Raw genomic sequence first — 25,277 nt, 5'->3', positions numbered from 1 at the left:
CGACCGCCCCGCCACCAATCGGTGGCGGGGCGGTCGAGGGTCGGGTCGGGTCAGGCGATGACGGTGTCGAGGGCGATCTCGACCATCTGGCCGAAGGTCTGCTCGCGCTCCTGCGACGTGGTCTTCTCGCCGGTCTTGATGTGGTCGCTGACGGTCAGCACGGTCAGCGCGCGGGCCTTGAACCGGGCCGCGATGGTGTAGAGCGCCGCCGACTCCATCTCCACCGCGAGCACGCCGTAGTCGGCGAGGGTGTCGTAGAGGTCCGGCCGGTCGGTGTAGAAGGCGTCCGCGGCCAGGATCGGGCCGACCCGCATGGTGATGCCGCGGCGCTCGGCCACCTCGACCGAGGTGCGCAGCAGCCCGAAGTCGGCCACCGGGGCGTAGTCGATCAGCCCGTCGAACCGCATCCGGTTCATGTTCGAGTCGGTGGACGAGCCGATCGCCGCCACCACGTCGCGCAGCTGGAGGTCCTCGGACAGGGCGCCGCAGGAGCCGACCCGGATCAGCGTCTTCACGCCGTACTCGTTGATCAGCTCGTGGGCGTAGATGGAGGCGGACGGCATGCCCATGCCGGAACCCTGGACGGAGACCTCGACGCCGTTCCAGCGGCCGGTGAAGCCCAGCATGCCGCGAACCGTCGTGTAGCAGCGGGCGTCCTCGAGGTAGGTCTCCGCGATCCACTTGGCCCGCAGCGGGTCGCCCGGCATCAGGACCCGCTCGGCGATCTCTCCCGGCTCAGCGCCGATGTGCGTACTCATGGCAAAGATCCTGCCAGGCCGGACCGGGGGATACCGGTTCGGCGTCCAGACCCGGGGTCCTGTACCCTACTCGGCGGTGGCGTGTCCGAGTGGCCTAAGGAGCACGCCTCGAAAGCGTGTGAGGGTTTACGCCCTCCGCGGGTTCAAATCCCGCCGCCACCGCTCGTGAAATGCGAGAACGCCCGGTCGATCCCCAGGGATCGGTCGGGCGTTCCGCTTCTGGTCTCAGTTCCGGTCTCAGTTGGGTTCAAGGCGCCGTTTCATGGCCCTCTGCCGGTTTCTCCCACAGCAGCCCGCCGACGCGCTGGGCGATGTCCCGACGCACCTGAGTCGTGACGTGCTGGTACCTGACCGCCATTGCCGAGTTCGACCAGCCCATGATGCCCATCACCGCTCGCTCCGCCACGCCGAGGATCAGCAGCACCGTGGCGGCCGTGTGACGGGCGTCGTGCAACCGACCATCCCGTAGACCAGCGAGCTTGAGTAGGCGCTTCCACTCGTCGTAGTCAGTCGGGGGGTTGACCGGTCCACCGGTAGGTGTGGCGAACAGCCAGTCACCGTCCTCCCAGAGCTGGGCGGCGGTGACGCGCTCCTGGTCCTGCTCTTCGCGATGCTTTCGTGGCAGCGCGACCAGATCGTCGGGGAGCCCACGTTCCCATCGCCGATAGTCCTCCCGCCGGCGCCGACGAGGTGTCGGATCGATCAGGCCGTGACGGAGCAGCACCCGGTAGATGGTGCTCAGCGACGGGACGGGACCAGGGCAACCGCGGCGGCCAACTCATAGTGCAACCGCCGCTGACCCCAGCGGGGATGATTGCGGCGCTGTTCGCAGATCACCGCCTCCACCTCAGCAGCGGTCTGGGCGGGATGCACATGAGGTCGATGCGATCGATCGACCAGGCCGTCAAGCCGTGATCGCGATACCAACCCAACCAGCGATGCACGGCCTGACGCGAGACGCCGAACCGTTCGGCCACCTCGGTCACGGACAGGCCAGCTTCGACTTCCAGCACTGCGCGGTAACGCTGCTCAGTCACGCTCAACTCCACCAGCACTCGGCGGAGTGGCACCCATCAAGTGAAGCCACCGTGTAACGCATCATCCGGAGTCGGACACCGGCTGCCGGGCGGGCTGTTCAAAGTTTCTGTACGTCTTCAAGGCGGCCCTGAACGGGCCGCACGCGCCGCCGCCTGGGAGCGCGCCCGTCGCTCCGCTGGCGCTCCGACTCCGGCCACGCAACACGCCCGGCGGCTGGCGCGGAAGCGTGAAGCCCAAGGGGCCGCCGCAGAACGACAGGCCGTTGACTGGGTGGGGGGTGGGCCGGCAGCCAGCCGGGCCGCGCGGCCACGAGTCCGCGCGGCGTAGGGGAGGCACGCCGGCCGCGTGGCAAGCCCCAAGCATGGGGGCGGTGTCCGCGCGGGCGGCGTGCCGGTCGTCCAGGAGCCGGCTCACAGCCGCTCAAGGTCAGGTCAACTGCTCACCTGGGAGGGGAGGGGTGGCCGCCGGTGGCGAGATTCGACCCCGGGAGCCGGGTCCGCGGCGGGCGAGGTTAGGTCAACTGCGCCACGGTGGCGGCGTCCGTCGGGGGCGCGGTCCGCGACACGAGAGCCGACTCAGTCTGTTCCCGCAACGTCCGTCCGTGTGTCAAGCTCCGCTTGACACAGCGGTCTGAATGGCGGCCAGATTTTCCACGCAGTGCGGGCCGCTGCCCGACGCAAGATCCCATTCTCAACGCCCAGGCGGTGCTTTTCTCACCGCAGGGTCGCCGCCGACTCTTCGCGTTCTTCGCTGGTCAGATCTCCCCGTTTACTGGTGTCGGTGCCGACCTGCGTTTACACGCTGATGAGCAGCGTCAGGGCCGCCGTCCTTGTAAGGCTCGTCCCAGTCGATCTCTTCCGGGCCGTCCCAGGGCTTGCCTTTGGCGTGTGTCAGTACGAGCACTGAGTCAGTTGCCGTGGCCTGTCCCTTAGTGTCCTTCCAGATCCGGCTGACCTTCCTGTCAATATCGATGAAGTCGTCGATGGTCTCGACCAACCTCAGCGTCGTCTCACTGCTGACGTCTGCCCAAATCTTGCTTGCCAGCTGGATGGTCTCCTTGCCGGGATTGGCTACATCACCAATCACGATCGCAGCCACGCCGTTGGGCTTAAGGACTCGTTCTACGCCTTGGATGGTCCGCGTCATGAACTCGCGGTATGAGTCGTAGGTGTGGCGGTGATCGAGCGTCTTGTCGAGGTTGCGGCGTCCGGCGCCCCGTTCTCGGCCCACTTCCTCAATTCCCAAAAGCCACAGCCGAATCCAGTTCGCCGTACCGTAGTTGACGACCTGGAGATATGGCGGCGACGTCACCACAAGATCCACACTCTTGGCTCGGATGCTGTCACTCGACATGAGTTGGGCAGCGTCCTCATGGAAAACCTGGCCTTCAGGTCCGTCTACCGCGTCCAGGTAGATGCGGGCAAGCTTCTCGCGCAGACGTTCGAACACATCCTGTGGTGGCTTAACCAGCCCCTTCTCGCGAATGAATTTCTCCACATAGGAGGGCGACATGCTGAACGTGTTGGGCATGCTAATGCTCAGATACTGCGACGTACCGTCACGACGGAATGAGCCATGCATGATTCCTGCCAGGGAGCCCGCGATCACTGTCTCCGCAGCCGTCCACTCGGTGAAAGGCTTTCTATGCAGCTCCTCGCGAAGGAAAACCAGCTGCCGCAAGGTTGTGGGGTGGTAAAGCATCTCGATGTCTGCTGAAACCGCCACCGGCCGGCTCTTGGACTGCCGGTAGCGCTTCTCCATTTGCCCGAGGTACTCCAGCACCGTCTCGTAGTCTGGGGCCTTCGCCTTGGCATGCGTCAGAATGTAGGCGAGCGGGCTAAGGTCATTGCTGATCGACCGCCGGCCCTCAGCTCGGGCCTGCAGTGCCACGGTGCCGCGGCCGCTGAAAGGGTCGAGTACAACGTCCCCGGGCCGGGTATACCGCTGGATAAAGTAGTGCGCGAGCTTGGCCGGGAACATGCCGTGATACGAGCACATGGTGTGCATCGAGTGGCCCCACCGTTGGGGCGCGATGTGCCACAGGTGCCCCCGCGAGGTGGTACCACCATCGAGTGGCTTGGCCTCAGGTGCTTCGAAGAATGCATCTTCAGACCAGTCCAAGGATGCAGTGGTCATGTCAGGTACTCCGCTAGGGAACGGGCCGCCGCTTGCAGAACCAGTTCGGACGACTCACGGGCTACCCGGGACAGGTGTCGTCGTGCCACCACCGTGCTGCGCCGAGGCTGCGCCTTGGCTGGCGCACCGGACCCGTATTGCGGAGGCTCGGCAATCTCCGGCTCAGGAGCCTTCGGCTCCGGCATCTCCGGCAGCGTCAGGTTCATGTGCCGCCGCAGCCCCAGATCTTTCTTGACGAGCCGCAGGTCTTCGACTTCCCGGTAGTGCTCAGGATTTAGATCGCCGGTCGCGGACTCCACCACGGCCGTCGGTACCCGCTGAACGCTGCCGTGCCGGGCCGCCACAATCGTGCGGTCGATCCATTCGTCCGGAGTCTCGCCGTTTTCGCAAAAGCTCTGCGTCAACACGTGCTGCAGGCCGCCGGCCGTCAGCCGCAGCCAAGCGTACGGGTTGGAGGCCGGGAAGACCTGCGCGTCCATGAGCTCGACGATCCTGGCAAACAGGCCGCCGCGCTGTACGAGACGCCACAAGCCGGTGTAGTTACGGAGCGTTGCCGGCGACACTCCAAGGTACCGTGCAATGTCGGCCTTTTTCACCCGAGCGGACTGGTGCAGGTGCTCAACAAGTGACGCCAGTTGGCTGGGTAGCAGGTCCTGGTAGATGTCCGTCTGGTACCGGATCTCGAACCGACGTTCGTAGTCGGTGAGGTAGGCCGGCACGGTTTCGAACCGCTCCGGGTAGTCCTGCCGAATTGCCTGGATGGCCCGCAGCCGCATGGTGCCGTCAACCACCAGGTAATTGCCGGTAGGGAGGTGCGCCACCTTAAGCGGCTCGGCCAGGCCGATCTCCTCGATGGACGCCCTTAGCCGATCTTCAAACTGCTTAGAACTCCCCGATCGCCGCAGCTCGTCACTGAGCATCAGCTCATCCGGTGGCAGGGCAACAAGCTTCAACTCGCCACCGCCCGTCGCGGGGTCGGGCCGCCGAATTCAATCGGCAGCTCCGCGCCCAGCTGACCCAGCCGCGCTTCGATGGATCCGGCCGGCAGCCGGTGCAGCGTGGCGCAAGCCCAAGCCAACAACTTCAATCGAGCCAAGCGGTGCTCCGGCCCCAGATGAACCAAGTCCTTCCAGCCGAGCGCCTCGAACAGCACTTCGAGCTCCCTCGTCTTCAGCTTGAACCCAGCGATGGCGCTGACGGCGTCCGACCGCTCGTCGGGACCCATGTACCTCGCGATCACCGCGTGCAGTGCCAAGTTGACGTTGCCATCCTGCAGGGCGGCCACCTCACGATTGCTGGCGCCCTCAAGCTGGCTCTCTAGCCGCCGCACCGTCGCTGGGGTGACGCCGAAGCGCCTAGCCACGCTCGCCGTTTCCTCGCCATCTTGGCGGGCTCGGGCGATAAGCACCGCCCGGTCGATGGGGCGCATCCGCAGCCGAGCCACGTTCTCAACGAGGAACTGCTGGACCTTCTCGTACTCCCCGAACTCGGCATCCACCACTATCGCGGGGATCTTCTCGATGCCCAGGAGACGGCAAGCCAGCGTGCGGCCCTGGCCCTTGATGAGGAGATAGTCGCCGGAGTCGTCCGGCGCGACCCGGACGGTCACCGGGGTGAGCACGCCGAACTGCTCGATGGACTGGCGCAACTCGCGGTGACCTTCTCGGTCGCGTTTACGTCCCAGACCGTCCTCCGGGCGGATCTTGGCCACTGGGATCGCCTGGATGCGCGGCTGCTTCACCCCGCGTCGTGTGCGCGGCTCCCGGGCCTCCACCGAGGGCCGGAACTCAAGATCGCCGCGCCCCGAGGGGGCGTTTTCCACCACGTCCGTCACCTCTCCAACTTACACAACTGTGATTTCACCACTGGGGTACGACAGACCCTCCCAGGGCGGCGGCCCGGTGGGCAAGACGAGAGTCGGCCGATCTCTGGCCTGCGCCAATGGCTGTCGATGTACCGCTGCCGATTGAAGATTCGCTGGCTCCGACATCATCCATCATGAGTGGGGCTGAGCCTGAAGTGCGACCTGGGCGACGGCACCGCGATGCGGCTCACGGTGTCGAGACCATGACCAGTTCGCGGTTTTCGCACGCTCTGCCCTCTTTCAGGTGCTCCGTGTGCGTTCGCGACCCAGATTGCCGCCCGCCCGCTATCGCAGCTGCTTTTTGCGGAGCCGCCTGGCACTCTGTAGGCGGAGACACTGGAGGTCCTCTCACAACGTGGTCGCAAAGGCTGCGAAGAGTTGGCGGACTCAGATGGCCCGTACTTCGTCTCGGCGAAGCCGACCTCCCTCCCGCGCCCCCGGGCGCTTACGCAGGAGGTCGTCATGGCCAATGGGCTCAAGTCCGTCATCCCCCCCTCCCTCCACCGCAACACCAGTCTGCCGGTGCTCGGCGCGAACACGCTGACGCCGGAGGACGAGACGCTTATCCGCCGGGCTGCCTTGGCCGCGAAGCCCAAGGCCCAGGACCTCGAGGACGTGGAGCAGGCCGTCCGTGAGGAGTTCTGCCGCCGGGCCGGCTCGTACTCGGCCGCCGCCGGTGTGCCGTTCCACGGATACATGTGGCCCTACCTTGTGGGGGCCGCGCGGCACGTCGTCCGCACCGACCGCGACGTGCGTAAGAACAAGGGCCTCGGCTTCGACATCCCGGTCGAGGACCTGACCCCCTACGACGCCCCGGCGGCGCCCGAGCCCGAGATCGACCCCTTGACGGCACAGTCCGTCCGGCGGTTCGTCCAGGGCCTCGACCCCACGACCCGGTACATCATCTTCCGCCGGTACTGGCAGGACATCCCCGTCACGCAGATCGCCCGTGAGATCGGGATGCGGCCCCAGTCGGCCCAGCGGCGCCACGACAGAGCGCTGGCCGAGGGCCGCCTCACCGGCACTGCCACCGCCACCTCCGCCACGCACCCCGCGGCGGTAGCAGCGTGAGCGCCGACCGTTACCAACAGACCCCGTTCGACATCGACTTCCTGGAGCCCGTCATGACATCGAGCAGCCTCTCCGCCGACCCCGATCTCCTCGCGCAGCGCAACTTCGTCGAGAGCCTCAAGCGGGACGGTCACGACTTCGGCATTGCCCACACGGTGGCCTTCATCCGGGGTATCCGGGACCTGGGATACAAGCACACGGGTACCGCCCTGGACGAGCAGATCGACAACGCCGACCAGGCGGGAGCCCGCAACATCCACGTTCTGTGGGACACGGCAGGGAAGAAGCCAACCTGGATTGCAGTCGCCGATGACGGCCACGGCATGGAGTCGGACATGATCCGCCTGGCCATGGCATGGGGTGGCACGCACCGCGAGAACGACCGTAACGGCTTCGGCCGCTACGGCTACGGGTTGCCTAGCTCGGCCGTCAGCCAGGGGCGCCGCTTCACCGTCTTCTCCAAGACTGGAACGGCATCCGAGTATTCGAGCGTCACGCTCGACCTCGACGACATGAGCGAGGGCAAGTACAACGACGGCCACCGTATCGTCATCCCGGAGGGCAAGGTCACGCCGCTCCCCCCGGCGCTCGCGGCCCGGCTCAAGGATCTCAACTTCGAGCCGTCCAGCGGCACGGTCGTGCTCATCGAGAAGCTCGACCGGCTCACCTGGACGACAGCGCTCGGCCTGAAGCAGAATCTCGTGCCCCACTTCGCCGTCACGTACCGCGACTACCTGCGCAACCTCGACATCTTCGTCGACGGCACCCAGATCAAGCCCATCGACCCGCTGTTCCTCACGCCCGGTGCGCTCTATTACGACGAGGACTCCCAGCGCGCTGAGGCGCTGCCGGAGGCCCGCTTCACGGTCAAGAATTCCGAGGGCGTTGAGTGCCCCGTCGTCCTGCGCTATTCATACATGCCGCCCAGATTCGGTCAGGTGGACAAGACAAAGGAGCGCGGCAAGAACAACCAGCGCTTCCGGATCCGTGCGGACAACAACGGCATCATCGTGATGCGCAACCACCGTCAAATCGATGTGGTGGGGTCCAAGCGTGGCGTCCTGTACTTCAACAACGACGACCGCTACGTGGGCGTCGAACTGGACTTCCCGCCGTCCCTCGACGAAGAGTTCTCGATCACCACCAGCAAGCAGTCCGTGGTCATCTCGGACCGCATGTGGGACAAGCTCAAGGAGCACGGGCTCATCGAGGCCGTGCAGCAGATGCGTAATCGTTACGACAAAGAGAAGGCGAAGCTGCGCGGCAGCGGCCCCTCCAAGGCACCGACGCCGTCCGAGAAGACCATGGTGGAGGCGGAGAAGTTTTCTAAGACTTCGCCCTCCGACCGGGAGCGTCTGCAGCAGCGCGGCAACGAGAACCTTGAGCGCCAGGCCGAGAAGGTGGCCGAAGAGACCGGCCGCCCAAAGATCGAGGTCGTGAAGGAGCTTCAAGCTGAGACGACCGAGCGGCCGTACGTTGTCAAGGAGGAGTCCAGCCCGGGTGCCCCCTTCTACCGAGTCGAGCAGCTGGGTGGAGCGCGTGTGGTGTGGCTCAACACCACACACCGCTTCTACACCCGCGTTTACAAGGGCCAGGACGCCACGCCTCGACTGCGGGCCGCTATCGAGGTACTGCTGTTCGTCATCGGGTCGTGCGAGGTGGAGAGCGTCGAGGACCGTGCGCGGTTCTACGTCTCGGAGCGCTCCGAGTGGTCCACTCGGTTGGAGACCGCACTCGACATCCTCGACACCTATCTTTCCGAGGAGGGCGCCGGGGACTCGACCATCCGCGAGGAGGAGCAGCCGGACGAAAACGTCGATGCAACCGCCGCTGCCGCTTGAGACGTCCCTAGGAGCGCTGCGCCACTCGCCGCGGCGCTCCTAGGGACGGGTGGTCTCAACCTTCAGGAGGGTCCAGTCGCGGCAAGACAGATCGATCTTGCCGAAGGCAACTGGAATGTAGACCGTACGTCTGACAAGACCTAGGGCTGATGGACATGGCTCACGTTGCGCCCGGCGTAGAAGGCTGTGATCATTTTTGGATTCGCCAGCCCGAGGCATCGGTGACATAGCCTACGTGCGACGCCTCGGAGGGGAGGGGCAGCGTTGACGCTGCGGGACCTGGGCCTCGGCCCTGCGTACCGATCGGGCCGCGACATGTTGCTCGATGACTTCTACGTGCCGTGCCTCCAGGAGGCTCTGCTCTACGACCGGGCGGTGGGGTACTTCAGCAGCACGCTGTACCACGTGGTTGCCCTGGCCTTCTCCGACTTCGTTCGGCGAGGTGGCCGCATGCGGCTGATCTGTTCGCCTGCCCTCACGCCCGAGGACTTCGCCGCAATGAAAGAGGCCGACGAGATCGGCCGCCGCGCCCAGTCAACCGTCCGCGCCGACCTGCAGATGCTGCTGACGCGTCCAGAGGCGGTACCGGCCACCCGACTGCTGGCAACCCTGATCGCCAATGACATCGTAGACGTGCGCATCGCCTTCACTGACAACCCGAGCGGCATCTTCCATGACAAGCTGGGCATCTTCGAGGACGCGGAGGGCAAGCGCGTCAGCTTCGTCGGCAGCGCCAACGAGACGTGGCGGGCGTGGGGCCTCAACCATGAGTCCTTCGAGGTGTTCTGCAGCTGGAAGAACGAGCCGGAACTGCTCCGCACCCGCGATCACGCCGACAGCTTCCGGCGGCTGTGGCGGGGCCAAGAGCCGGGTGTACGCATCGCGCACCTGGACCAAGTCACCCGCGAGCAACTCGTCGCGATCGCCGATGACGACCTGGACCACGCCATCAACGCCGTCCGGTCGCGTCGGTTGGGCCGCCAGGCTCAGCCGACCGGGCGACCGCTCATGGACCACCAGCGATTGGTGCTCGAGGACTGGGAGGCGAAGGACCACCATGGCATCGTCAACTTCGCCACCGGTGCCGGTAAGACGCTAACCGCCATCGAGGGCGTCAAACGCTGGACCAGCCGTGGCGGCGCCGCGGTAATTTTGACGCCGGGCCGCGACCTGCACGCCCAGTGGATACGTGAAATCGAGCTTGAGCTTCCAGACGCGCAGATCCTGCCCGCAGGAGCAGGCAGCGACAAGGCCGCCTGGCAGCAGTTGCTGCCTGTCTTCAGCTCGCCAGGCAATTCGGCTCACCATCGCCGGATCGTGGTGGCGACTAATCAAACCTTCGCCAGTAACGATTTCCACCGTCGGCTCAAGAGCGGCGATCACTTGCTGATCGTTGCTGATGAAATGCACCGGGCAGGCAGCCAACGCGTGCTGAATGCGCTAGAGCAGACAAAGTGCGGCGCCACCCTCGGCCTGAGCGCCACCTTCCGCAGGCAGTTCGATGAGGACGGCACGAACCGGCTGATGGACTTCTTCGGACCTGTGTTGATGCCAGTGATCGGCCTGGCCGAAGCGCTGATGCTCGGCCTGCTCGTCCCGTACGACTACCGCCTCCACGAACTGCGGCTAGACGACGACGAGATTGAGCAGTACGAGCACCTCACTAAGCGGATCGGACAGATGGTCAGCCAAGGCGTCTCGGTCAACGACGCCAACAGCCCGCTCCAGATGCTTCTGATCCGACGCGCGCGCGTCCTAAAGCAGGCTCGCGGCAAGGTGCCAATGGCAGCCGACATCCTACAGCGGGAGTACCAGGCCGGCGATCGCTGGCTTGTCTACTGCGATGACGTGAAGCAGCTAAAGGCGCTCACCAAGGAGTGTCTCGCCGCCGGGCTTCCTGCCCTTGAGTTCTACTCCGAGATGACAAGCGACCGCGACGCAGTCATCCGCAGCCTTGGCGAGTACGGCGGCATCGTCATTGCAATCCGCTGCCTCGATGAAGGCATCGACATCCCGGTTACCGACCACGCGCTCATCCTCGCTAGCTCGACCGTGGAACGCGAGTACATCCAGCGACGCGGGCGCGTCCTCCGTCAGGCCCCTGGTACGAATAAGGTCAGCGCAGAGGTTCACGACCTCATGCTTGTCGATCAGATCGGCGGAGCACTCACCAAGAGTGAAGCCATGCGGGCCCTGGAGTTCGTGCGGTTGGCACGAAATACCGCAGCCAGAGAGCGGCTCAAGGTGGTCGTTTCCCTCAGCCGAGACCCGGTCACGTTGCCTGACTGGATCGACTACGAAGAAGAAAGCGACTGAAGATGTCCCAACCCGAGAACGACGAGGCCGGCCATGGCCGGGAAGGCGCCTTGGCGGCCCTTAACGAGGTGGCCGCCGATCCCGACGTAGTCAAGCAGTTCGGCACGGCGGCTGGCGCGTTCGAGCCGGAGGACTACCAGCAGCTGATTGCTCTTGCCTGGCGCCACCAGTTCGACGATGACCGGACCAAGTTCAAGCGCGACCTCAGAGCGCTCCAGGAGCACGTCAGCCAGCGAATCCTCGACCGGGTGGAGTTGTCCGAATGAGCCTGCGATTCGAGAGCGTCAGCCTCAAGAATTTCGGTCCATACCGTGAGATTGACACGCTTAACCTAGAGACTGATTCCAGCGCCCCCATCGTCGTGATCCACGGCGAGAACACACTTGGCAAGACCAGCCTGTTCCGGGCGCTGCGGTGGTGTTTGTACGGGAGCCCTGAATCGGGGAGTACGCCCGCCCAAGCCGCTCGGCATCTGTCCGAGTACATGAACCGCCCGGCGTCGAGAGACGGCGAGACTGACATGCAGGTGTGCATGCAGTTCACAGCAAATGGGCACAAGTACCGGCTCGTGCGCACTGCGAGGTTCGAAGGCGGACCGCCGAAGCTATCCGCCGATCTTCGTGTGGACTCAACGGTGATTCAGCAGGCTTCAATCGACGCGGAGATCGGCCGTCTGCTGCACCCGCAAATCTCCGAGTTCTTTCTGTTCGATGGTGAGCTGCTCAAGGACTTCTACGACCGACTGAACACGGACCGTGAGCGAGACCTCCTCCGAGACAGCATCGATAACGTACTCGGGATCCCGGCGTTGCAACTGGCCGAGCGGGACGTTGCGACTTTGACCGAGCACGCACTTCAGAGGCAGGCTAAGGCGCTTAAGAACAAGAAAGACGTCGAGAATGCGCGCAAGCAAATCCGCGAGTTGAAGTCTAAGCAGGAGAGCTTGGACAAAGACCGAAAAGAGATCGAGGACGCGCTCAGCAAAGCCAAGTCAGCTCTGGAAGACGTCAAGGAGCGCATTGCGGGAGTCGAAGAGCTGAAGGCCGATGCTCGTGAGATGGAGGGGTTGGAAGTCCTGATCGCGGGCGGAAAGCAGGAGGAGGAGCAGCTCCGGGAGGACATGCGACGGTTGCTCACAACCGGCTGGCTCGCACCTGCCGCCGGCAAGCTCAACGGGGCCTTGCAGCGAGTTGTGGCGAAGAACGACGCGGCCCAGCAGCAGCAGAAGGCAATCCAGGTCGCCCGTGATCGCGTCGACGTGCTGCGAAAGCAGATCCAGGGTGGAATCTGTCCGGCCTGTCAGCAGGAACTGCCGCCGCCGGACGAGTCGACCCAAATGGATTTGGCGGAGGCCGAAGCCGAGCTGAAGCGGTTGAAGGAATCGGCAGGCGACGGGCCAGATCTCCGCCTTGAGCGGCGGATCCGGGAGCTGATCGATACGACGAGTGCCAAGGCGTACCAGCAGAAGCAGGAGCAGCTCAACAAGGTTGTCGCTACCCAGTTCGAACGCAACCGCAGGCTCAACGGTTTGAAGGATCGCCTGAAGGACAACGATGCGGCCACGGTCCGTCAACTTGGTGAAGAGCAGGATCGGCTCGAAGCAGCGATCGAGCGATATGGGCAGATCCTCAGGAACCAAAAGCCAAAACAGGACGAGATCAACAAGCAGCAGGACAAGCTCGCCGGCATTCTGCGGCGCCTTGGGGGCGGCGCCCAGCCAGAGGTTGCAGCCGAGGCGTTCTTCTTCGAGTACGTGCGCACGCTGCTGACGCGGACGATTGAGCGCTACCAGGAGCGGACGCGGGCTGAGGTGGAAAAGGCTGCCAGCGACATGTTCGTAACCCTGGTCCGCGATCCACAGGCCTACCAGGGGCTCCGCATCAGCCGCGACTACAGGGTTGACCTTGTCGGTCAGTGGGGTGAGGCCATGAAGACCAGTGAGGGCGGTAAGCAGCTCGTCGCCCTCTCGTTGATTGGTGCGCTCAAGCGAGCCGCCGTACGGGGCGGCCCCGTGGTCCTGGACAGCCCGCTGGCGCGTCTTGACCTAGAGCACCGTGCCAACGTCCTAAAGACCTGGGTGCCAGAGCTGGGCAACCAGGCGATCTTGCTCGTGCAGTCAGGCGAGCTCACAGAGGAGCAGGCTCGGGACATTATGGGCAACCGAATCGGGCACGAGTACAGGATCTACCGGCCGAGCGATGATCCCGAAATGGCCACGATCGAGAGGACTCAGTAGCCGTGGGAAAGGATCAGGAAGATAAGCAGCAGATCGGTCTGACCGCCAAGGGCGACGAGGCCATCCAGGTACTGGTCGCAGACCGGCGGTTCGCGAATCAGACGGACGCGTACCGATTCGCAATCTCGTACGCTGTGGCGGCTGGCCTTGATCCGGCAGATGCCCCGCCAGGCGGCTACAACACAAAGTTCAACGCGCTCGGCACATTGGAGAGTGGAAGCAGCATCCGCGACCTCATCGACATCCTTGGCATCGGCGAAACGCACCGCCCATTCGCCACGGCGGAGAAACTAGCCGAGCTCGGCGTGAGGGAGATCGCCCGCCGGCTCGAAGGCAACGAGAGCCTCGCGGACATTATGGCCAGCGTGTCTGAGTAGCCGACTGGCCATCGCGCCCATGACCCGAGCTTCTGGATGTCTAGCCAGATGAGCGCGGTCCTGCTCTGCCGACGGCCGTCCGTCAGTGCTGTTGACTGTCCAGACTCGGGACGGCGGGACGATTCATCAGGGCTGCCGCTAGCAGCAGGACTCGTAACAGGATGATCCAGCCGGACCATGGGCCGGCCGGCGAGGGGCTGAGAACCCTCACTTGCCCCGCTACGCTCACGAGCAAGCAGATGGGGAGGGGCGCCAGATGGAAGTCAAGCTCAAGTTGGACGATGTGTCGATCACGCTCGGCAACAAGGGGATCGTGCTGAAGATCGCCGACAACCAGGGCAAGCACGTGGGGGATCTCCGGATTGGCAAAGCCACAGTGGAATGGATGAAGGGCCGCACACGGGATGGCAACGGGATCAAGATCCGGCTGGAGGAGCTAATCCGCGCGATTGAAGACGCCGAGTAGCTGCGAGGATGTGTGGGACCCGCGGCGAAAGCAACAGCCCGCACCCGGCTAGATCGCGCCGAAGGGCCGGACGACGAGGCCATGCTCGCAACTTCCGCGACTCTGGGACGAGCCTGAGGAGTCCAGGTCAGCGCGGCGGGTTGATCCCTGCTTGGCGGAGCCGCCAGCGGGCAGCCTCGCGATGCTGGTCGTTGAAGAGTGGGTCCCACCGAGGGTTGAGGAGGGCCCATTCGATAGTCAGTTCTGGGCGTCCCGCCTGAACAAGCCGCTCAAACCCCGTCTGAATGTCACCACTGACCACAAGCCGACGCGCTGCTTCCGCAGCGCGGAGCTTGGTTACCATGCCCAACCAGGCGTGGGGGTAGTACGGGGGTGTAAGCCTCTTGCACTCCTCAACTGCAGCAGCGCACGCGGAATCAAACTCATCTTCGAGCGAGGCGAGAGACGGGTGCCCATCCTGAGAGTCGACCGACATCATGATCCCTTCTGAGCCACCAAGTGGAGCACGAAGTCCGCGAGCATCTGGGGACGGACGCCTGATGTTGACACCGCCATCAACGTCTTCCCGGGCCGTGTCTATCTTAGGACAGCCAACAGCCCGTTCCAATCGCTGATATCTGGCGCAGTGAGAAGCCACCCGCTGGTTGCCGCCTATCCGAAAGCGGCACCATCGGCAGGGCTGATGGCAGGCGAGTCACCGCGACGCCGCCGCTAACCCACGACCAGTTCGAGCAGGGCAGACCTGTGACCGTAGGCGGGCCGGGCCGGCCAAGGCAGCAAGAAGGCAGCAGATGCCTTGGCCAAGGCGCTCTCTGATCAGGCGGTTGCGTGGCTCCAACCGGGCACAGTGTGTGTCGTGTTGCAAACGCCTTGTAAGCGAATAGTCCTGCGCCGGCAGTCCGCGCAGGCCAGCCTCTGTCCAAGCTCGACTGACTGTGGCAAGTTAATGGGGTATTGCCGCCGCCCGGTGCGCACGGCGTGCCCATCGCTGCTCCTGATGCCTTCGGTATTCCAGTGCTCGTGCGTCGGTCGACACCCCTGCACCCAGAGCGCCGCCCTTCGGCACGCCGCATTGATGCGGCCAAACTGGTCCCCGAATTCGTGGGCACCCAGATGGAGATTGCGGAAGGGCGCCTGACCGATGGCCAGGTGCCCTTCGCGTTGGTAGCGCGGTGTGTCATGCGGTTGCGAACTCGACCGGGCGACCAAGTGGCACCACCCGTCGCCAGCACCTCGCCGACCAGCCCAGGGCTCGGCACGCCAGGTCGACTTCGAACAGATCTGAGTTCGGTCGCTAGGCAGCGCGATTTCGTCGGCACCCCGTCCATGCCGACCGGGCCGGCTCACAGCACGATCACCGCAACAGCCGCCGCCCCGGCGACCGCCGAGGACCAGCGGAGTACCTCCTTGGCGACTCGCTGCTCGGTCCGGTCGGTGTCCGACGGGGCCATGTCGTCGTAGAGCTGGCGAACTCCCGCGGCGGCATTCCCGACGACCGGCAGCGAGTAGATCCCGCCCGTCGGCTTGGCGCGTTCAGCGGGCACGGCGTCGTCGTTCCCGCAGTGGCACATGTCAGTCCCCATCTCCAACCCTTTCCAACAAAGGTGGCTGGCCGTGTTGCCAGTAGTTGGAGCGTAGGGCAGGGAGCGGGCGTCTCGCAACTACTCCCAACAAAAAATCTAGTTGTTGGTGTACGGTGAAGGCGTGGACGATGGCGACAGGCAGTTGGACGCCCACCGGCAGGCTTTCTGGCCTGGCTACGACCTAACCGTCGGGCCAGGGCGGGAATCAGACAACCGCCTATTCGGGGAGCTGCTAGAACGTCTGCGATGGAAGGCTGGCATGTCCCGCGCGGATGCGGCGGCCAAACTCGGGTTCTCCTCCGAGTACCTGCGCCTGATCGAAGTTGGCAAGCGCACCCCTGCCCTCGGGCAAGTGCCGAAGTTCCTGGATGCGTACGGTGCGGACGGTGAAGTCGAACCTGTCCAGCCTGGTGGTTACCGGCCGCACCTGATCGTCATCGACCCGATGAATGATGATCCGGTCCTCGTCCAGTTCATAAGCCGGATCCGCGAGGCGCGGCGCATCGCACTCGGCGGTCTGGACGAGGTGGATTGGCAGGTAGTCCGGGACCACCGGATCCGCGAGGCGCGGCGCATCGCAGTCGGCGGCCCTCCGGACGAGGTGGATAGGCAGGTAGACCCGGACCAACCGAAGCGGCGGGCCCATGACCGGCCATCCGCTAGTCGCGCGGTCGAGCTCGGTGTGGTGGTTTCTCTGCTTGCACAAGCTGACGACAGCACGCTCCGCAGGATCCGCGAGACACTTGAGGACGAACTCGGCTACCCGGGTCGAGCAAGCAGCGGATCGTGAGCGTTGTGTTCCCGCCGGCGCCGTCGCATCAAACCGCATGACCGGCACCAGGAGAGCAGCCAAGCAAGCAGCCAAAGCGTTCGAGTCCCAGGGCTCACCTCGCTACTGGATGATCTACTGTCGGGGTGGGCAGCTCGAACATGGATTACCGCGGAACGGGTTTCTGGGTCCGCGATTATCAGGCAGAAGTGTGGCTGTACCTCCTGGCGCAGGAAACCAAGGGGATCTCCGAGGCTCCCGCGTGGCTCGCCGGCGCCCAGACTGACTGGGAGACACAGGCCACGGCAGAGCTTATGGGATGCGTACCGTCATGCCCGGATAACCATCTCGGAGCGGAGCCCGATCGCGTTGCGCTTGCGCTTGACCTTTCGGAGCAGGTCCTGGGGCGACTGGGCGCCTGGTCTCCCGCCATCCCGAAGGATCTCGCAAACTCCTTCGACGCCGGCGGCGAGCAGGAGTCCTTCAATGCGGACCTGCCAACCGGCCGACTGCTGGCATGCAGCCGTACCTTCATCAGCCTGCTCCGCGGCCAGTTCCCACCCGGATACGACAGGTGGGCGTATTGAGATCCCCTTGGGGGCGCGTCGGTCTCAACTGCGGTCTCATTCGCTGCCGTACGCGGTCGTCCATGGCAGTCCAACGGACAGCGGAACCGCTGTTCATGTGCCATGCCGGACCAGTCTGAACGCGTGGTCGCAGACCTCGAAAGCGTGTGAGGGTTTACGCCCGCCGCGGGTTCAAATCCCGCCGCCACCGCCTCGGAAAAGGCGCAGCGCCCGGCAGTCCGTGAGGACCGTCCGGGCGCTGCGTGGTTCGGGAGCGTCCCGCACTCACATGATCTTGATCGGTGTGGAGAGCAGCTCGTTGTCCGCCGGGATCGCATCCCGGTTCGGGCTCAGGTCCGCGACCGCCCGGAAGGTGAGCTTCCCGAGGGCCAGGTCGTCGGCGGTCACGGTGTAGGTGAACGCGAAGCGGGTGGTCCTCCCCGTCTCCCTGACCGCGACCAGCTGTTTCACCGCCCCGAGATGGGCGTAGTCCCCCGGGATGCTCTTGTAGAGGTCCACCTGGACGTTCTCCTCGTACCGGGTGTTCTGGACGTGGACCTCGACCGGGACGGTCTGCCCCACCCGGGCACTCGTCGGCACCTTCACCCGCACGATCGCCACGTCATGGGTACGCACCTCGACGACCCGGCTGATCGAGTCGCGGCGCCCGTCCGGCGTTTCCACCGTCAACCGGACCGGGTAGTCACCGTCCGCGGGGTAACGGTGGACCGGGTTCGCCTCCGTCGAGGTCGTGCCGTCGCCGAGGTCCCAGGTGTAGAACTCGATGCCCGCGTCGGCCGGATCGTAGGCGGTCTGGGAGAACGCGACGATGTCGAACGAGTTGGGATCGCTCCGGTGGTAGGAGAAGTTGGCGACGGGATCGGGGGCCTCCACCAGCTGGAAGGCGTGCGAGGCGTTGCCGTCCCCGCTCACCTGGAACAGGTACGTCCGGCCGGCTTCCGCCACGAAGGTCAGCGAGCGGTAGTCGTAGAGGCCGGTGCAGCGGATGTAGGACAGGCCGCCGAGCGAGGAGCCGACGTACACGTTGATGCCGGCGTACATCGGGTTCGTCCGGGCGACGACCGACACGGTGGCCGTCGGGGTGTACGAGTACCAGGTGGTGTGCTGCGAGGAGGCGCAGACCGACCGCTCGCCCGCCTCCCGGGTGGCGGCCTCGTAGGGCTGGGTGTTCGAGTAGGGCAGCCCGGTGACGGCGATCGCGTCGGCGAAGTTGTCGTTCGGCGGCGGCGGGACGTAGCTGACCGAGAACCGGAGCGACCCGCCGCCCACCCCGTCGTTGCCGCAGCAGACACCGACCATGAAGTGGTAGGTGGTCCCGGCGGTGACCGGGAAGGCGACCCTCGACTGCTGGCCCTGGTAGTCGTCGTTGCAGGCCCGCTGGGTGAACGCCCCCGGCTCGCCGGTCCATGCGGAGAGCACGGTGTCGTAGTCGCTGCCGATCGTGTCGGCCTGCAGGAGGCCGTCCCGTTCCGGCGTGACGGTGAACCAGACCGACCCCTTGTTGGAGCAGACGGGCGGGTCGGTCGGTCCCGTCGTGGCGCCGCTGGTGTCGATGGTGGTGGTGAAGGGGATGGTCTCCACCGCGATGGCGGCGGAGTAGTCGTCGTTCGTCGGCGCGGCGAAGGCCGCGGTCTGCCCGGCGGCGAGCAGAGCGATCACTCCTGCGAGAGCGACGACGAGTCGTGCGGCATGGCGTCTGACCACTGGATTCCTCCCGGGCCCCGTGTCCCTTGTGGATGTGACCGGCCGACGGTATGGCGACGGATCCAGCGGCGTCGCTAAGAGAACCATGAGTTCCGGTTAAGGAGGCAGGGGGCCGGCGTGGTCAGCAGGGGCCGTAGCCCTCGTCGAAGAGGCGGCGGGCCCAGTCCGCGTACCCGGCGATGATCTTCCGGACCGTGGTGCCGTCGTGCAGGAAGAGGTACGCCCGGTCGCCGTTGCGGGCGAGCAGCCCGTCGAACCGCTGCATCTCCTGCGGAGCGTCGAGGTCGAGCACCGACGGGTACGCGGCGTGCACCGCGTCGACCGGCGTGCCGACGGTGATCCCCTCGGGGGTGCTCATCGGGTCGTCGAGCCAGAGCAGGACGAGCCGGTCGTCGACGAAGATCGGGCTGACCGAGCCGTGGCCGGCCAGCGTGGGCCCGCACGCGTCCTCGTCGGTGCGCAGCACGCCACGCCGGGTCAGGTCCTCCTCGGTGGCACCGAACTCGACGTCGCCCAATCCGTCGAGGCCGACCACCTCGGCGGCCCCGACCGGCCGGGCCGGCACGTCCGGCCCCTGTGGACGGACGCCGCTGCCGGCGATCGAGGCGGCTGTCATCAGTGCGGCGATGAATCCGAATTGTCGCAGTTTCATGCAATCCCCCAGTCCCCAACGGGACCGGGGCGATGAGGTTGCTGGTGCTGGTCGGATTGCCGCAGTTCCCACTCCTCGGCCAGCTCGTCCCAGTAGTCCGCGGAGAGCCCGCGCCGCCCGTGCGCCAGCCAGCCGGCCGTGTCCCGCTCCAGGTGCAGGCCCAGCTCGGCGAACGGGTCGATCCACGGCCCCGGCTCGGCGCCCAGCCGGGCCAGCGCCGCGTTGATCGGCCACTCGGCGCGCGGCCGGTCCAGCCGGTCGTCGAAGCAGGGCCCCCAGCTCAGCTCGCCGCCCAGCCAGACAGCCGCGGCCTGGTGGCCCAGCCCGCCGGCGAACTCCGCCTCCAGGTACGCCACCGGTCCCCGCCGGGACCAGCGGGCCAGCAGCTGCGACAACGCCGGCTCGGCGGGCCTGTCGTTGCCGTCGACCGGGGCGGGCGAGAGGACGAGCTGGAACGGCTGGTCCGCCGAGGGCTCCCCGTTGGCGAAGTCCGGCAGCCGGCCGGTCAACTCCTCGACGAGCTGCGGGGTGACCGGCAGCAGCGCGAAGTCCTGCCGGAGGGCGGCGAGCACCGCGTGATCCAGGTCGGCGGTCTGCTCGCGGAGCAGCTCGACGTCGGCCACGACCGCGCTGAGCTGGTAACTCATCCGATCCTCTCGGCGTCCACAGGCTGTGGATGGAACATGTGTACGACGGCGGTCAGCCCTGGGCTGCCGGCGGCGGGTCGGTCATCTCGAAGGCCATGAGGGTGGCGCCAACCCGGACCGTACCGGGCGCGTGCGGCGGTTGGGCGGCGTCGTGCAGCTCGGTCATGATCGCGTGCAGCCGCCGGCGCGCCGCCGCCCAGGCGTCGGGGGAGACCCACAGCTCCGCGTCGGTGCTGACCCCGGACGTTCCCGGGGCGCGGTGGGCCACCCGGTCGAGCAGGTTGCGGGCGAGCGCCTCGGCGAGCAGCGGCTGCCCCTCCTGCTGCTCGGTGAGCCAGGGCCCGCGTACCGCCCGGTAGCGGCGTTCCCGGCCGCCGCGCCGCGCCCGCACGTCGGCCAGCTCCACCAGGCCGGCGGCGTCCAGCTTGCGCAGGTGCTGGCTGGCGAGGGCGTGCGAGATGGCCAGCTCCCGGGCGAGCGCGGCGGCGGAGAGCGGCGCGCTCCACAGCAGCGAGAGCATGCGCAGTCGTACCGGGTGGGCCAGCGCGCGCAGGCGCGGGTCGGTGGTGCTCACGGCCGCCATTGAACCGCACCCTCTCGTCGCGCTTACCCCCAAGCATTGACTTGGGGGTCGGGTGTGGACAGAATCGCACCGCACGGGGGAGGTGCCATGAGCTGGGGTACGACCAGGGTGCTGGGCAACCGCGACGCCGGCCGCTACCTGGCCGCCGTGCTGGTGTCCGGCTTCGGCACGGCGGCCATGCTCCTGGTGGCCGGGATCTGGGTGAAGGACCTCACCGGGTCGAGCAGCCTGGCCGGGCTGGTCACCCTCGGCACCTGGGGGCCCACGCTGGTCGCCCCGCTGATCGGGGTGCTGGCCGACCGGTTCCGCCGCCGGCCGCTGCTGACCGCCCTGCACCTGGCCATGGCCGCCTTGCTGCCGGTGCTGCTGCTGGTCGACTCGGCCACCCGGGTCGGGCTGATCTTCGCCGTGATGATCGCGTACGGGGTCAGCTTCGTGCTGATCGACTCGGCCGAGGCGGCGCTGGTGCCGGCCGTGGTCCCCGGGGAGCTGCTCGGCGACTTCAACGGGCTGCGGATGACGGTCAACGAGGGCATGAAGCTGGTCGCCCCGCTGGCCGGCGCCGGCCTGTTCGCCGCGTACGGCGGGCACCCGGTGGTGCTGCTCGACGCCGCCACCTTCGCCCTCGCCGCCCTGCTGCTCGCCCTGATCCGGGTACGCGAGGCGCCGCCACCCCCGCCCGAGCCGTGGGCCCGCCAGCTCGCCGAGGGGCTGGGCCACCTGCGCCGGCACGCGGCCCTGCGGCACCTTGTCGCCGGCACCGGGGCCGCCATGCTGCTGATCGGGATCAACGGCGCCCTCGCGTACGCCGTGGTGGACGCCGGCCTGCACCGGCCGCCGGAGTTCAACGGCGTGCTCGGCACGGTGCAGGGTGTCGGATCACTGGTCGGCGGCCTGGCTGCGGGGACCCTGCTGCGCCGGCTCGGCGACCGGCGGGTGACCGCGGTGGCGGTCGCGCTCCTGGCCGCCGGCCTGGCGTTGCGGGCCGCGCCCGGCCTCGTTCCGGTCGTCGCCGGCACCCTGACGGTCGGCGTCGGGGCGCCCCTGGTGCTGATCACCGTGTGGACGGCGGTGCAGCGGGAGACGCCGAACGCGCTGGTCGGGCGGGTCTCCGCGACCGTGAACACGCTGACCTTCGGTCCCGGCACGCTTGCCGTCCTGGCCGGCGCCGGTCTGCTGGAGCTGGTCGACCACCGGGTCGTCCTGTGGGCCGCGGCGGCCGGCGCGCTGCTGCTCGCCGGCTGGGTGCTGCGCGGCGGCCCGCGTCCCGGCGCACCGGCCGCGCCGTCGACCGACCACCAGGCCGCGCCGACCCCGGCCACGCCGCCGCTCACCGGGGAGGAGGCCGCACCGGCACCGGCCACCCCGCGGACCGCCGCCCCGGCCGCCGGGACGGCGGAGCGGGGTTGACGGCGTACCCGGGAAGGGGCCGGCCCGGGGTGGAGCCGGCCCCCTGCCACGGCGCCGGTCAGCTGGTGAAGCCGCCGTCCGCGTTGATCGTCGCGCCGGTCACGTACCCGCCGTCCGGGCCGGCCAGGAAGGCGACGACGGCGGCGATCTCGGCCGGCGCGGCGTAGCGGCCCAGCGCGGTGAAGCCCCGGATCGCCTCCGCGTTCGGCCCGTCCGCCGGGTTCGCGTCGGTGTCGGTCGGCCCGGGGTTGACCAGGTTCACGGTGATCCCCCGGCCGCCCAGCTCCCGGGCCAGGCCCCGGGTCAGGCCGAGCAGGGCCGTCTTGCTCATCGAGTAGAGGGCGAGGCCGGGGAAGACGGCGCGCTCGCCCACGTTGCTGCCGATGTTCACGATCCGGCCGCCCTCGGTGAGGTGCCGGACCGCCGCCTGGGCGAACACGAACGGCGCCCGGACGTTGACCGCGATGGTCCGCTCGACCTCGTCCCGACCCAGCTCCGTCACCGGGCCCATGGGGAACACCGCGGCGTTGTTCACCAGCACGTCCAGCCGGCCCAGCTCCCCGGCGACCCGGTCGACCGCCGCGCGCGCCGCCGCCGGGTCCGCGCTGTCCGCCGGCACCGCCAGGGCGCGCCGTCCGACCGCCTTGATCTGCTCCACCAGCTCGGCCGCCCGGTCGGCGCGCCGCTCGTAGGTCAGCGCCACGTCGGCGCCCTCCCGGGCCAGCCGCAGGGCCACTGCCGCCCCGATACCCCGGCTGCCGCCCGTCACCAATGCCACTTTTCCGTCCAGAACTCCGTTCATGCCACAAGCCTGGTCGGCGTCGGGCGGGGAGTCTGGCGGCGATCAGACGCCGCGTCCGCGGGCCCTGAGCTTGCCGCGGACCGGTGGGCCACGACCCCTGCCTTTGCGGCGTCCGGAGCCGAACCGTGTCGACCGCTCATCGGCTAGGAGGGACGTCTGCCCCGTCTGGGCGCTCACAGGGCAGGAGGTGACCTACGACTTCACCGCTGAGCCTCCGCCGGGTCGATGGTCGACCGGATGAGTGCGGACGGCAGCGCTACTCGCTCTTGGTCCAGACGGGGCCCTGGTCGGTCCAGGTGACACCCTTGTTGCGGCAGAGGCAGAACGCGTGGCCGACGGGGTCGGTGTAGACGCGCCAGCCGTAGCCGTCGGGGCCGATGGAGTCCTGCTGCAGGGTCGCGCCGAGGGCCAGGACACGGCTCTGTTCGGCCTCGATGTCGTCGACTTCGAAGTCGAGATGGAACTGCTTGGGGTGCTCGCTGTCGGGCCACTGCGGGGCGCGGTAGTCCTCCACCCGGATGAAGGCCAGCTCGATCTCGCCGAACCGGATACCGGCCCAGTTCTCGTGGCTGCCCTCCTTGACCGGGCGACCCGTCACCTCTGAATAGAAGGCTGCCAGCGCCATCGTGTCCGGGCAGTCGATGATGAAATCGGTGAGTCGCAGCATCCGGCGATCTTGCCACAAGATCAAATAAGCCGGAGTCTCTCCAGTTCGCCGGCGTGCATGTCCTCGTGGTTGCCGGTACCGAAAGGAACAGGACCCCCCGCGTAGGGCGGGAGAGGCCGGTCACGAGCAGCCAGATGAGCCGGAACACGGCAAGTGAGACGACAACTGAGACGAGAGCGATCGTAGAGACGACTCAGGGCCGGTCCTCGTGGGGGCCGGCCCTGTCGTTTCCTGCTCGGAAGAGCGGAGGATACGAGATTCGAACTCGTGAGGGTGTTAACCCAACACGCTTTCCAAGCGTGCGCCCTAGGCCTCTAGGCGAATCCTCCGCGAGCCAGAATACAGGTCTCCGACGGGCGGGCCACCCCACCACCCCCTGAAGATCCACCCCGGGTCGGGTAGGCTTGGCGGCACCCCCCGTGCGGCGTGCATCTCGTGAACCTCCCCAGGGCCGGAAGGCAGCAAGGATAAGCGGGCTCTGACGGGTGCACGGGGGGCCTTTCTGTCTCCGGGTGCCGGTAACGTCCCTGCGGGTCAGGTCACGGGGTGGTGGGTGGTCACCCGGGGCCGACCGGCGCAGAATGGCTCGGTCGAGAGGAGGCGGGACGGGTGGCACTGGCCCTATACCGCAAGTACCGGCCCCGTACGTTCGCCGAGTTCATCGGTCAGGAGCACGTTACCGAGCCGTTGTCGCAGGCGTTGCGCACCGGCCGGCTGAACCACGCGTACCTCTTCTCCGGCCCTCGGGGCTGCGGCAAGACCTCGAGCGCCCGGATCCTGGCCCGCTCCCTCAACTGCGAGCAGGGCCCCACCCCGGAGCCGTGCGGGCAGTGCGAGTCCTGCCGTTCGCTGGCGACCGACGGAGCCGGCTCGATCGACGTGATCGAGATCGACGCGGCCAGCCACGGTGGCGTCGACGACGCCCGTGAGCTGCGGGAGAAGGCGTTCTTCGCGCCGGCCCGCAGCCGCTTCAAGATCTATATCATCGACGAGGCGCACATGGTCTCGTCGGCCGGCTTCAACGCCCTGCTCAAGCTGGTCGAGGAGCCCCCGGAGTACGTCAAGTTCATCTTCGCCACCACCGAGCCCGAGAAGGTGCTCGGCACGATCAAGTCGCGGACCCACCACTACCCGTTCCGGCTGTTCCCGCCGAAGGTTGTCCGTCCCTATCTGGAGCAGCTCTGCGAGGCGGAGGGGGTCACCGTCGAGCCGGCGGTCTTCCCGCTGGTGGTCCGCGCCGGCGGCGGCAGCATGCGGGACAGCCTCTCCGTGCTCGACCAGCTCATCGCCGGCGCCGGGCCGGAGGGGGTCAGCTACGCCCGGGCCGCCGCGCTGCTCGGCGTCACCGACTCCGCGCTGATCGACGAGATGTGCGACGCGCTGGCCGCCGGGGACGGCGCCGCCGCGTACGCCACCGTCGACCGGGTCGCCGAGGCCGGCCACGACCTGCGCCGGTTCGCGTCCGACCTGTTGGAGCGGCTGCGCGACCTGATCGTCATGCAGCAGGTGCCGGACGCCGCCGCCAGGGGCCTGATCGACGGCCCGGACGACCAGATCGAGCGGATGGCCGCCCAGGCCCAGCGGCTCGGCCCGGGCACCCTGTCCCGCTGCGCCGACATCGTGCACAACGGCCTGGTGGAGATGCGTGGCACCACGGCGCCCCGGCTGCTGCTGGAGCTGATCTGCGCGCGGATGCTGCTGCCCGGCGTGGACGACTCGGCCGGTGGCCTGCTCCAGCGCCTGGAGCGGATGGAGCGCCGGCTCACCCTG

Annotated in this window: 22 protein-coding genes, 3 tRNA genes, 1 other RNA gene and 2 pseudogenes; 14 read left to right on the top strand and 14 right to left on the bottom strand. The window is 67.1% G+C overall.

Translation table 11 applies throughout. The annotated features are described in order from the left end of the window. Nucleotides 1–50: 50 nt before the first annotated feature. Entirely contained in the window at nt 51–758 is a 708-nt protein-coding gene (gene deoD, locus ACW0Q9_RS04485) for a purine-nucleoside phosphorylase (protein WP_355642772.1), read from the bottom strand. 75 nt (nt 759–833) lie between these two features. On the opposite strand from deoD, the gene ACW0Q9_RS04480 reads away from it, so the two are divergent. Further along, nucleotides 834–920: transfer RNA gene (locus tag ACW0Q9_RS04480), tRNA-Ser, on the top strand. Nucleotides 921–1,005: 85 nt separating this feature from the next. Here ACW0Q9_RS04480 and ACW0Q9_RS04475 read toward each other — a convergent pair. The 5 genes and pseudogenes from ACW0Q9_RS04475 to ACW0Q9_RS04455 all read right to left on the bottom strand — a co-directional run. Then, a pseudogene (locus ACW0Q9_RS04475) lies at nt 1,006–1,407 on the bottom strand (tyrosine-type recombinase/integrase); the annotation flags it as partial. Next, nucleotides 1,390–1,801, bottom strand: a pseudogene (locus ACW0Q9_RS04470) (helix-turn-helix domain-containing protein); the annotation flags it as partial. The pseudogenes ACW0Q9_RS04475 and ACW0Q9_RS04470, both read right to left, overlap by 18 nt. A gap of 763 nt (nt 1,802–2,564) precedes the next feature. Beyond that, nucleotides 2,565–3,932 carry a DNA methyltransferase gene (locus ACW0Q9_RS04465; protein ID WP_456178595.1) on the bottom strand — a complete coding sequence of 456 codons (1,368 nt, stop codon included), beginning with the start codon at nt 3,930–3,932 and terminating at the stop codon, nt 2,565–2,567. After that, complete coding sequence (locus ACW0Q9_RS04460) at nt 3,929–4,852, bottom strand: ParB/RepB/Spo0J family partition protein (RefSeq protein ID WP_456178593.1); 924 nt, start codon at nt 4,850–4,852, stop codon at nt 3,929–3,931. Before ACW0Q9_RS04460 ends, ACW0Q9_RS04465 begins: the two co-directional genes overlap by 4 nt. A 29-nt stretch (nt 4,853–4,881) precedes the next feature. Further along, a complete protein-coding gene (locus tag ACW0Q9_RS04455) occupies nt 4,882–5,766 on the bottom strand; it encodes a ParB/RepB/Spo0J family partition protein (protein ID WP_456178592.1) in 885 nt (294 codons plus the stop codon). 492 nt (nt 5,767–6,258) lie between these two features. On the opposite strand from ACW0Q9_RS04455, the gene ACW0Q9_RS04450 reads away from it, so the two are divergent. From ACW0Q9_RS04450 to ACW0Q9_RS04420, 7 genes are all read left to right on the top strand, one after another. Beyond that, nucleotides 6,259–6,867 (top strand): sigma-70 family RNA polymerase sigma factor, encoded by a 609-nt coding sequence (locus ACW0Q9_RS04450; RefSeq protein ID WP_456178591.1) that lies wholly within the window; start codon nt 6,259–6,261, stop codon nt 6,865–6,867. Beyond that, entirely contained in the window at nt 6,864–8,708 is a 1,845-nt protein-coding gene (locus tag ACW0Q9_RS04445; RefSeq protein WP_456178589.1) for an ATP-binding protein, read from the top strand. The genes ACW0Q9_RS04450 and ACW0Q9_RS04445 overlap by 4 nt, the downstream gene beginning before the upstream one ends. 264 nt (nt 8,709–8,972) lie before the next feature. Continuing rightward, nucleotides 8,973–11,024, top strand: coding sequence for a DEAD/DEAH box helicase family protein (locus ACW0Q9_RS04440; RefSeq protein WP_456178587.1), 2,052 nt, complete (start codon nt 8,973–8,975; stop codon nt 11,022–11,024). 2 nt (nt 11,025–11,026) lie between these two features. Continuing rightward, the gene (locus ACW0Q9_RS04435) at nt 11,027–11,290 is read left to right on the top strand and encodes a hypothetical protein (RefSeq protein WP_456178585.1); all 264 of its coding nucleotides are present in this window, start codon (nt 11,027–11,029) and stop codon (nt 11,288–11,290) included. Further along, nucleotides 11,287–13,260, top strand: a complete 1,974-nt coding sequence (locus ACW0Q9_RS04430) for an AAA family ATPase (protein ID WP_456178584.1) — start codon at nt 11,287–11,289, stop codon at nt 13,258–13,260. The genes ACW0Q9_RS04435 and ACW0Q9_RS04430 overlap by 4 nt, the downstream gene beginning before the upstream one ends. Nucleotides 13,261–13,262: 2 nt before the next feature. Next, on the top strand, nt 13,263–13,637 hold the full coding sequence (locus ACW0Q9_RS04425) for a hypothetical protein (RefSeq protein WP_456178583.1): 375 nt from the start codon (nt 13,263–13,265) through the stop codon (nt 13,635–13,637). 256 nt (nt 13,638–13,893) lie between these two features. Then, nucleotides 13,894–14,103 carry a hypothetical protein gene (locus ACW0Q9_RS04420; protein WP_456178582.1) on the top strand — a complete coding sequence of 70 codons (210 nt, stop codon included), beginning with the start codon at nt 13,894–13,896 and terminating at the stop codon, nt 14,101–14,103. Between the two features lie 1,343 nt (nt 14,104–15,446). On the opposite strand, the gene ACW0Q9_RS04415 is transcribed toward ACW0Q9_RS04420, so the two are convergent. After that, on the bottom strand, nt 15,447–15,686 hold the full coding sequence (locus tag ACW0Q9_RS04415; protein ID WP_456178581.1) for a hypothetical protein: 240 nt from the start codon (nt 15,684–15,686) through the stop codon (nt 15,447–15,449). Between the two features lie 121 nt (nt 15,687–15,807). Between ACW0Q9_RS04415 and ACW0Q9_RS04410 the strand changes: the two genes are divergently transcribed. The 3 genes from ACW0Q9_RS04410 to ACW0Q9_RS04400 all read left to right on the top strand — a co-directional run bounded on the left by ACW0Q9_RS04410 (nt 15,808) and on the right by ACW0Q9_RS04400 (nt 17,229). Further along, entirely contained in the window at nt 15,808–16,476 is a 669-nt protein-coding gene (locus tag ACW0Q9_RS04410) for a helix-turn-helix domain-containing protein (protein WP_456178580.1), read from the top strand. A 125-nt stretch (nt 16,477–16,601) separates the two neighbouring features. Then, nucleotides 16,602–17,042: a hypothetical protein gene (locus ACW0Q9_RS04405; protein ID WP_456178578.1), complete on the top strand. Its 441-nt coding sequence runs from the start codon at nt 16,602–16,604 to the stop codon at nt 17,040–17,042. Nucleotides 17,043–17,106: 64 nt separating this feature from the next. After that, nucleotides 17,107–17,229 (top strand) — tRNA-OTHER (locus ACW0Q9_RS04400). A 77-nt stretch (nt 17,230–17,306) separates the two neighbouring features. Here ACW0Q9_RS04400 and ACW0Q9_RS04395 read toward each other — a convergent pair. The 4 genes from ACW0Q9_RS04395 to ACW0Q9_RS04380 form a co-directional block, all read right to left on the bottom strand. After that, nucleotides 17,307–18,701 carry a PKD domain-containing protein gene (locus ACW0Q9_RS04395; protein WP_456178577.1) on the bottom strand — a complete coding sequence of 465 codons (1,395 nt, stop codon included), beginning with the start codon at nt 18,699–18,701 and terminating at the stop codon, nt 17,307–17,309. 166 nt (nt 18,702–18,867) lie between these two features. After that, nucleotides 18,868–19,362 (bottom strand): hypothetical protein, encoded by a 495-nt coding sequence (locus tag ACW0Q9_RS04390; protein WP_456178625.1) that lies wholly within the window; start codon nt 19,360–19,362, stop codon nt 18,868–18,870. A 32-nt stretch (nt 19,363–19,394) separates the two neighbouring features. Then, entirely contained in the window at nt 19,395–20,045 is a 651-nt protein-coding gene (locus tag ACW0Q9_RS04385; protein ID WP_456178575.1) for a hypothetical protein, read from the bottom strand. A gap of 52 nt (nt 20,046–20,097) precedes the next feature. Then, nucleotides 20,098–20,619 (bottom strand): helix-turn-helix domain-containing protein, encoded by a 522-nt coding sequence (locus ACW0Q9_RS04380; protein ID WP_456178574.1) that lies wholly within the window; start codon nt 20,617–20,619, stop codon nt 20,098–20,100. Between the two features lie 96 nt (nt 20,620–20,715). On the opposite strand from ACW0Q9_RS04380, the gene ACW0Q9_RS04375 reads away from it, so the two are divergent. Continuing rightward, nucleotides 20,716–22,038 (top strand): MFS transporter, encoded by a 1,323-nt coding sequence (locus ACW0Q9_RS04375; RefSeq protein WP_456178572.1) that lies wholly within the window; start codon nt 20,716–20,718, stop codon nt 22,036–22,038. Between the two features lie 58 nt (nt 22,039–22,096). On the opposite strand, the gene ACW0Q9_RS04370 is transcribed toward ACW0Q9_RS04375, so the two are convergent. The 3 genes from ACW0Q9_RS04370 to ACW0Q9_RS04360 form a co-directional block, all read right to left on the bottom strand. Next, nucleotides 22,097–22,840, bottom strand: coding sequence for an SDR family NAD(P)-dependent oxidoreductase (locus ACW0Q9_RS04370; RefSeq protein WP_456178571.1), 744 nt, complete (start codon nt 22,838–22,840; stop codon nt 22,097–22,099). Nucleotides 22,841–23,096: 256 nt separating this feature from the next. Further along, a complete protein-coding gene (locus ACW0Q9_RS04365) occupies nt 23,097–23,507 on the bottom strand; it encodes a VOC family protein (RefSeq protein ID WP_456178570.1) in 411 nt (136 codons plus the stop codon). Between the two features lie 244 nt (nt 23,508–23,751). After that, a tRNA-Ser gene (locus tag ACW0Q9_RS04360) sits at nt 23,752–23,836 on the bottom strand. Nucleotides 23,837–23,918: 82 nt separating this feature from the next. Between ACW0Q9_RS04360 and ffs the strand changes: the two genes are divergently transcribed. Together ffs and ACW0Q9_RS04350 are read left to right on the top strand one after the other, a co-directional pair. Then, an RNA gene (ffs, locus tag ACW0Q9_RS04355) (signal recognition particle sRNA small type) lies at nt 23,919–24,009 on the top strand. A gap of 107 nt (nt 24,010–24,116) precedes the next feature. After that, a partial coding sequence (locus ACW0Q9_RS04350) for a DNA polymerase III subunit gamma and tau (RefSeq protein WP_456178569.1) occupies nt 24,117–25,277 on the top strand: 1,161 nt, incomplete at its 3' end.

This window comes from Micromonospora sp. I033, assembly GCF_053890995.1.
Note: the sequence above shows the minus strand (reverse complement) of the source record. Positions and strands in the feature narration are given on the sequence as shown.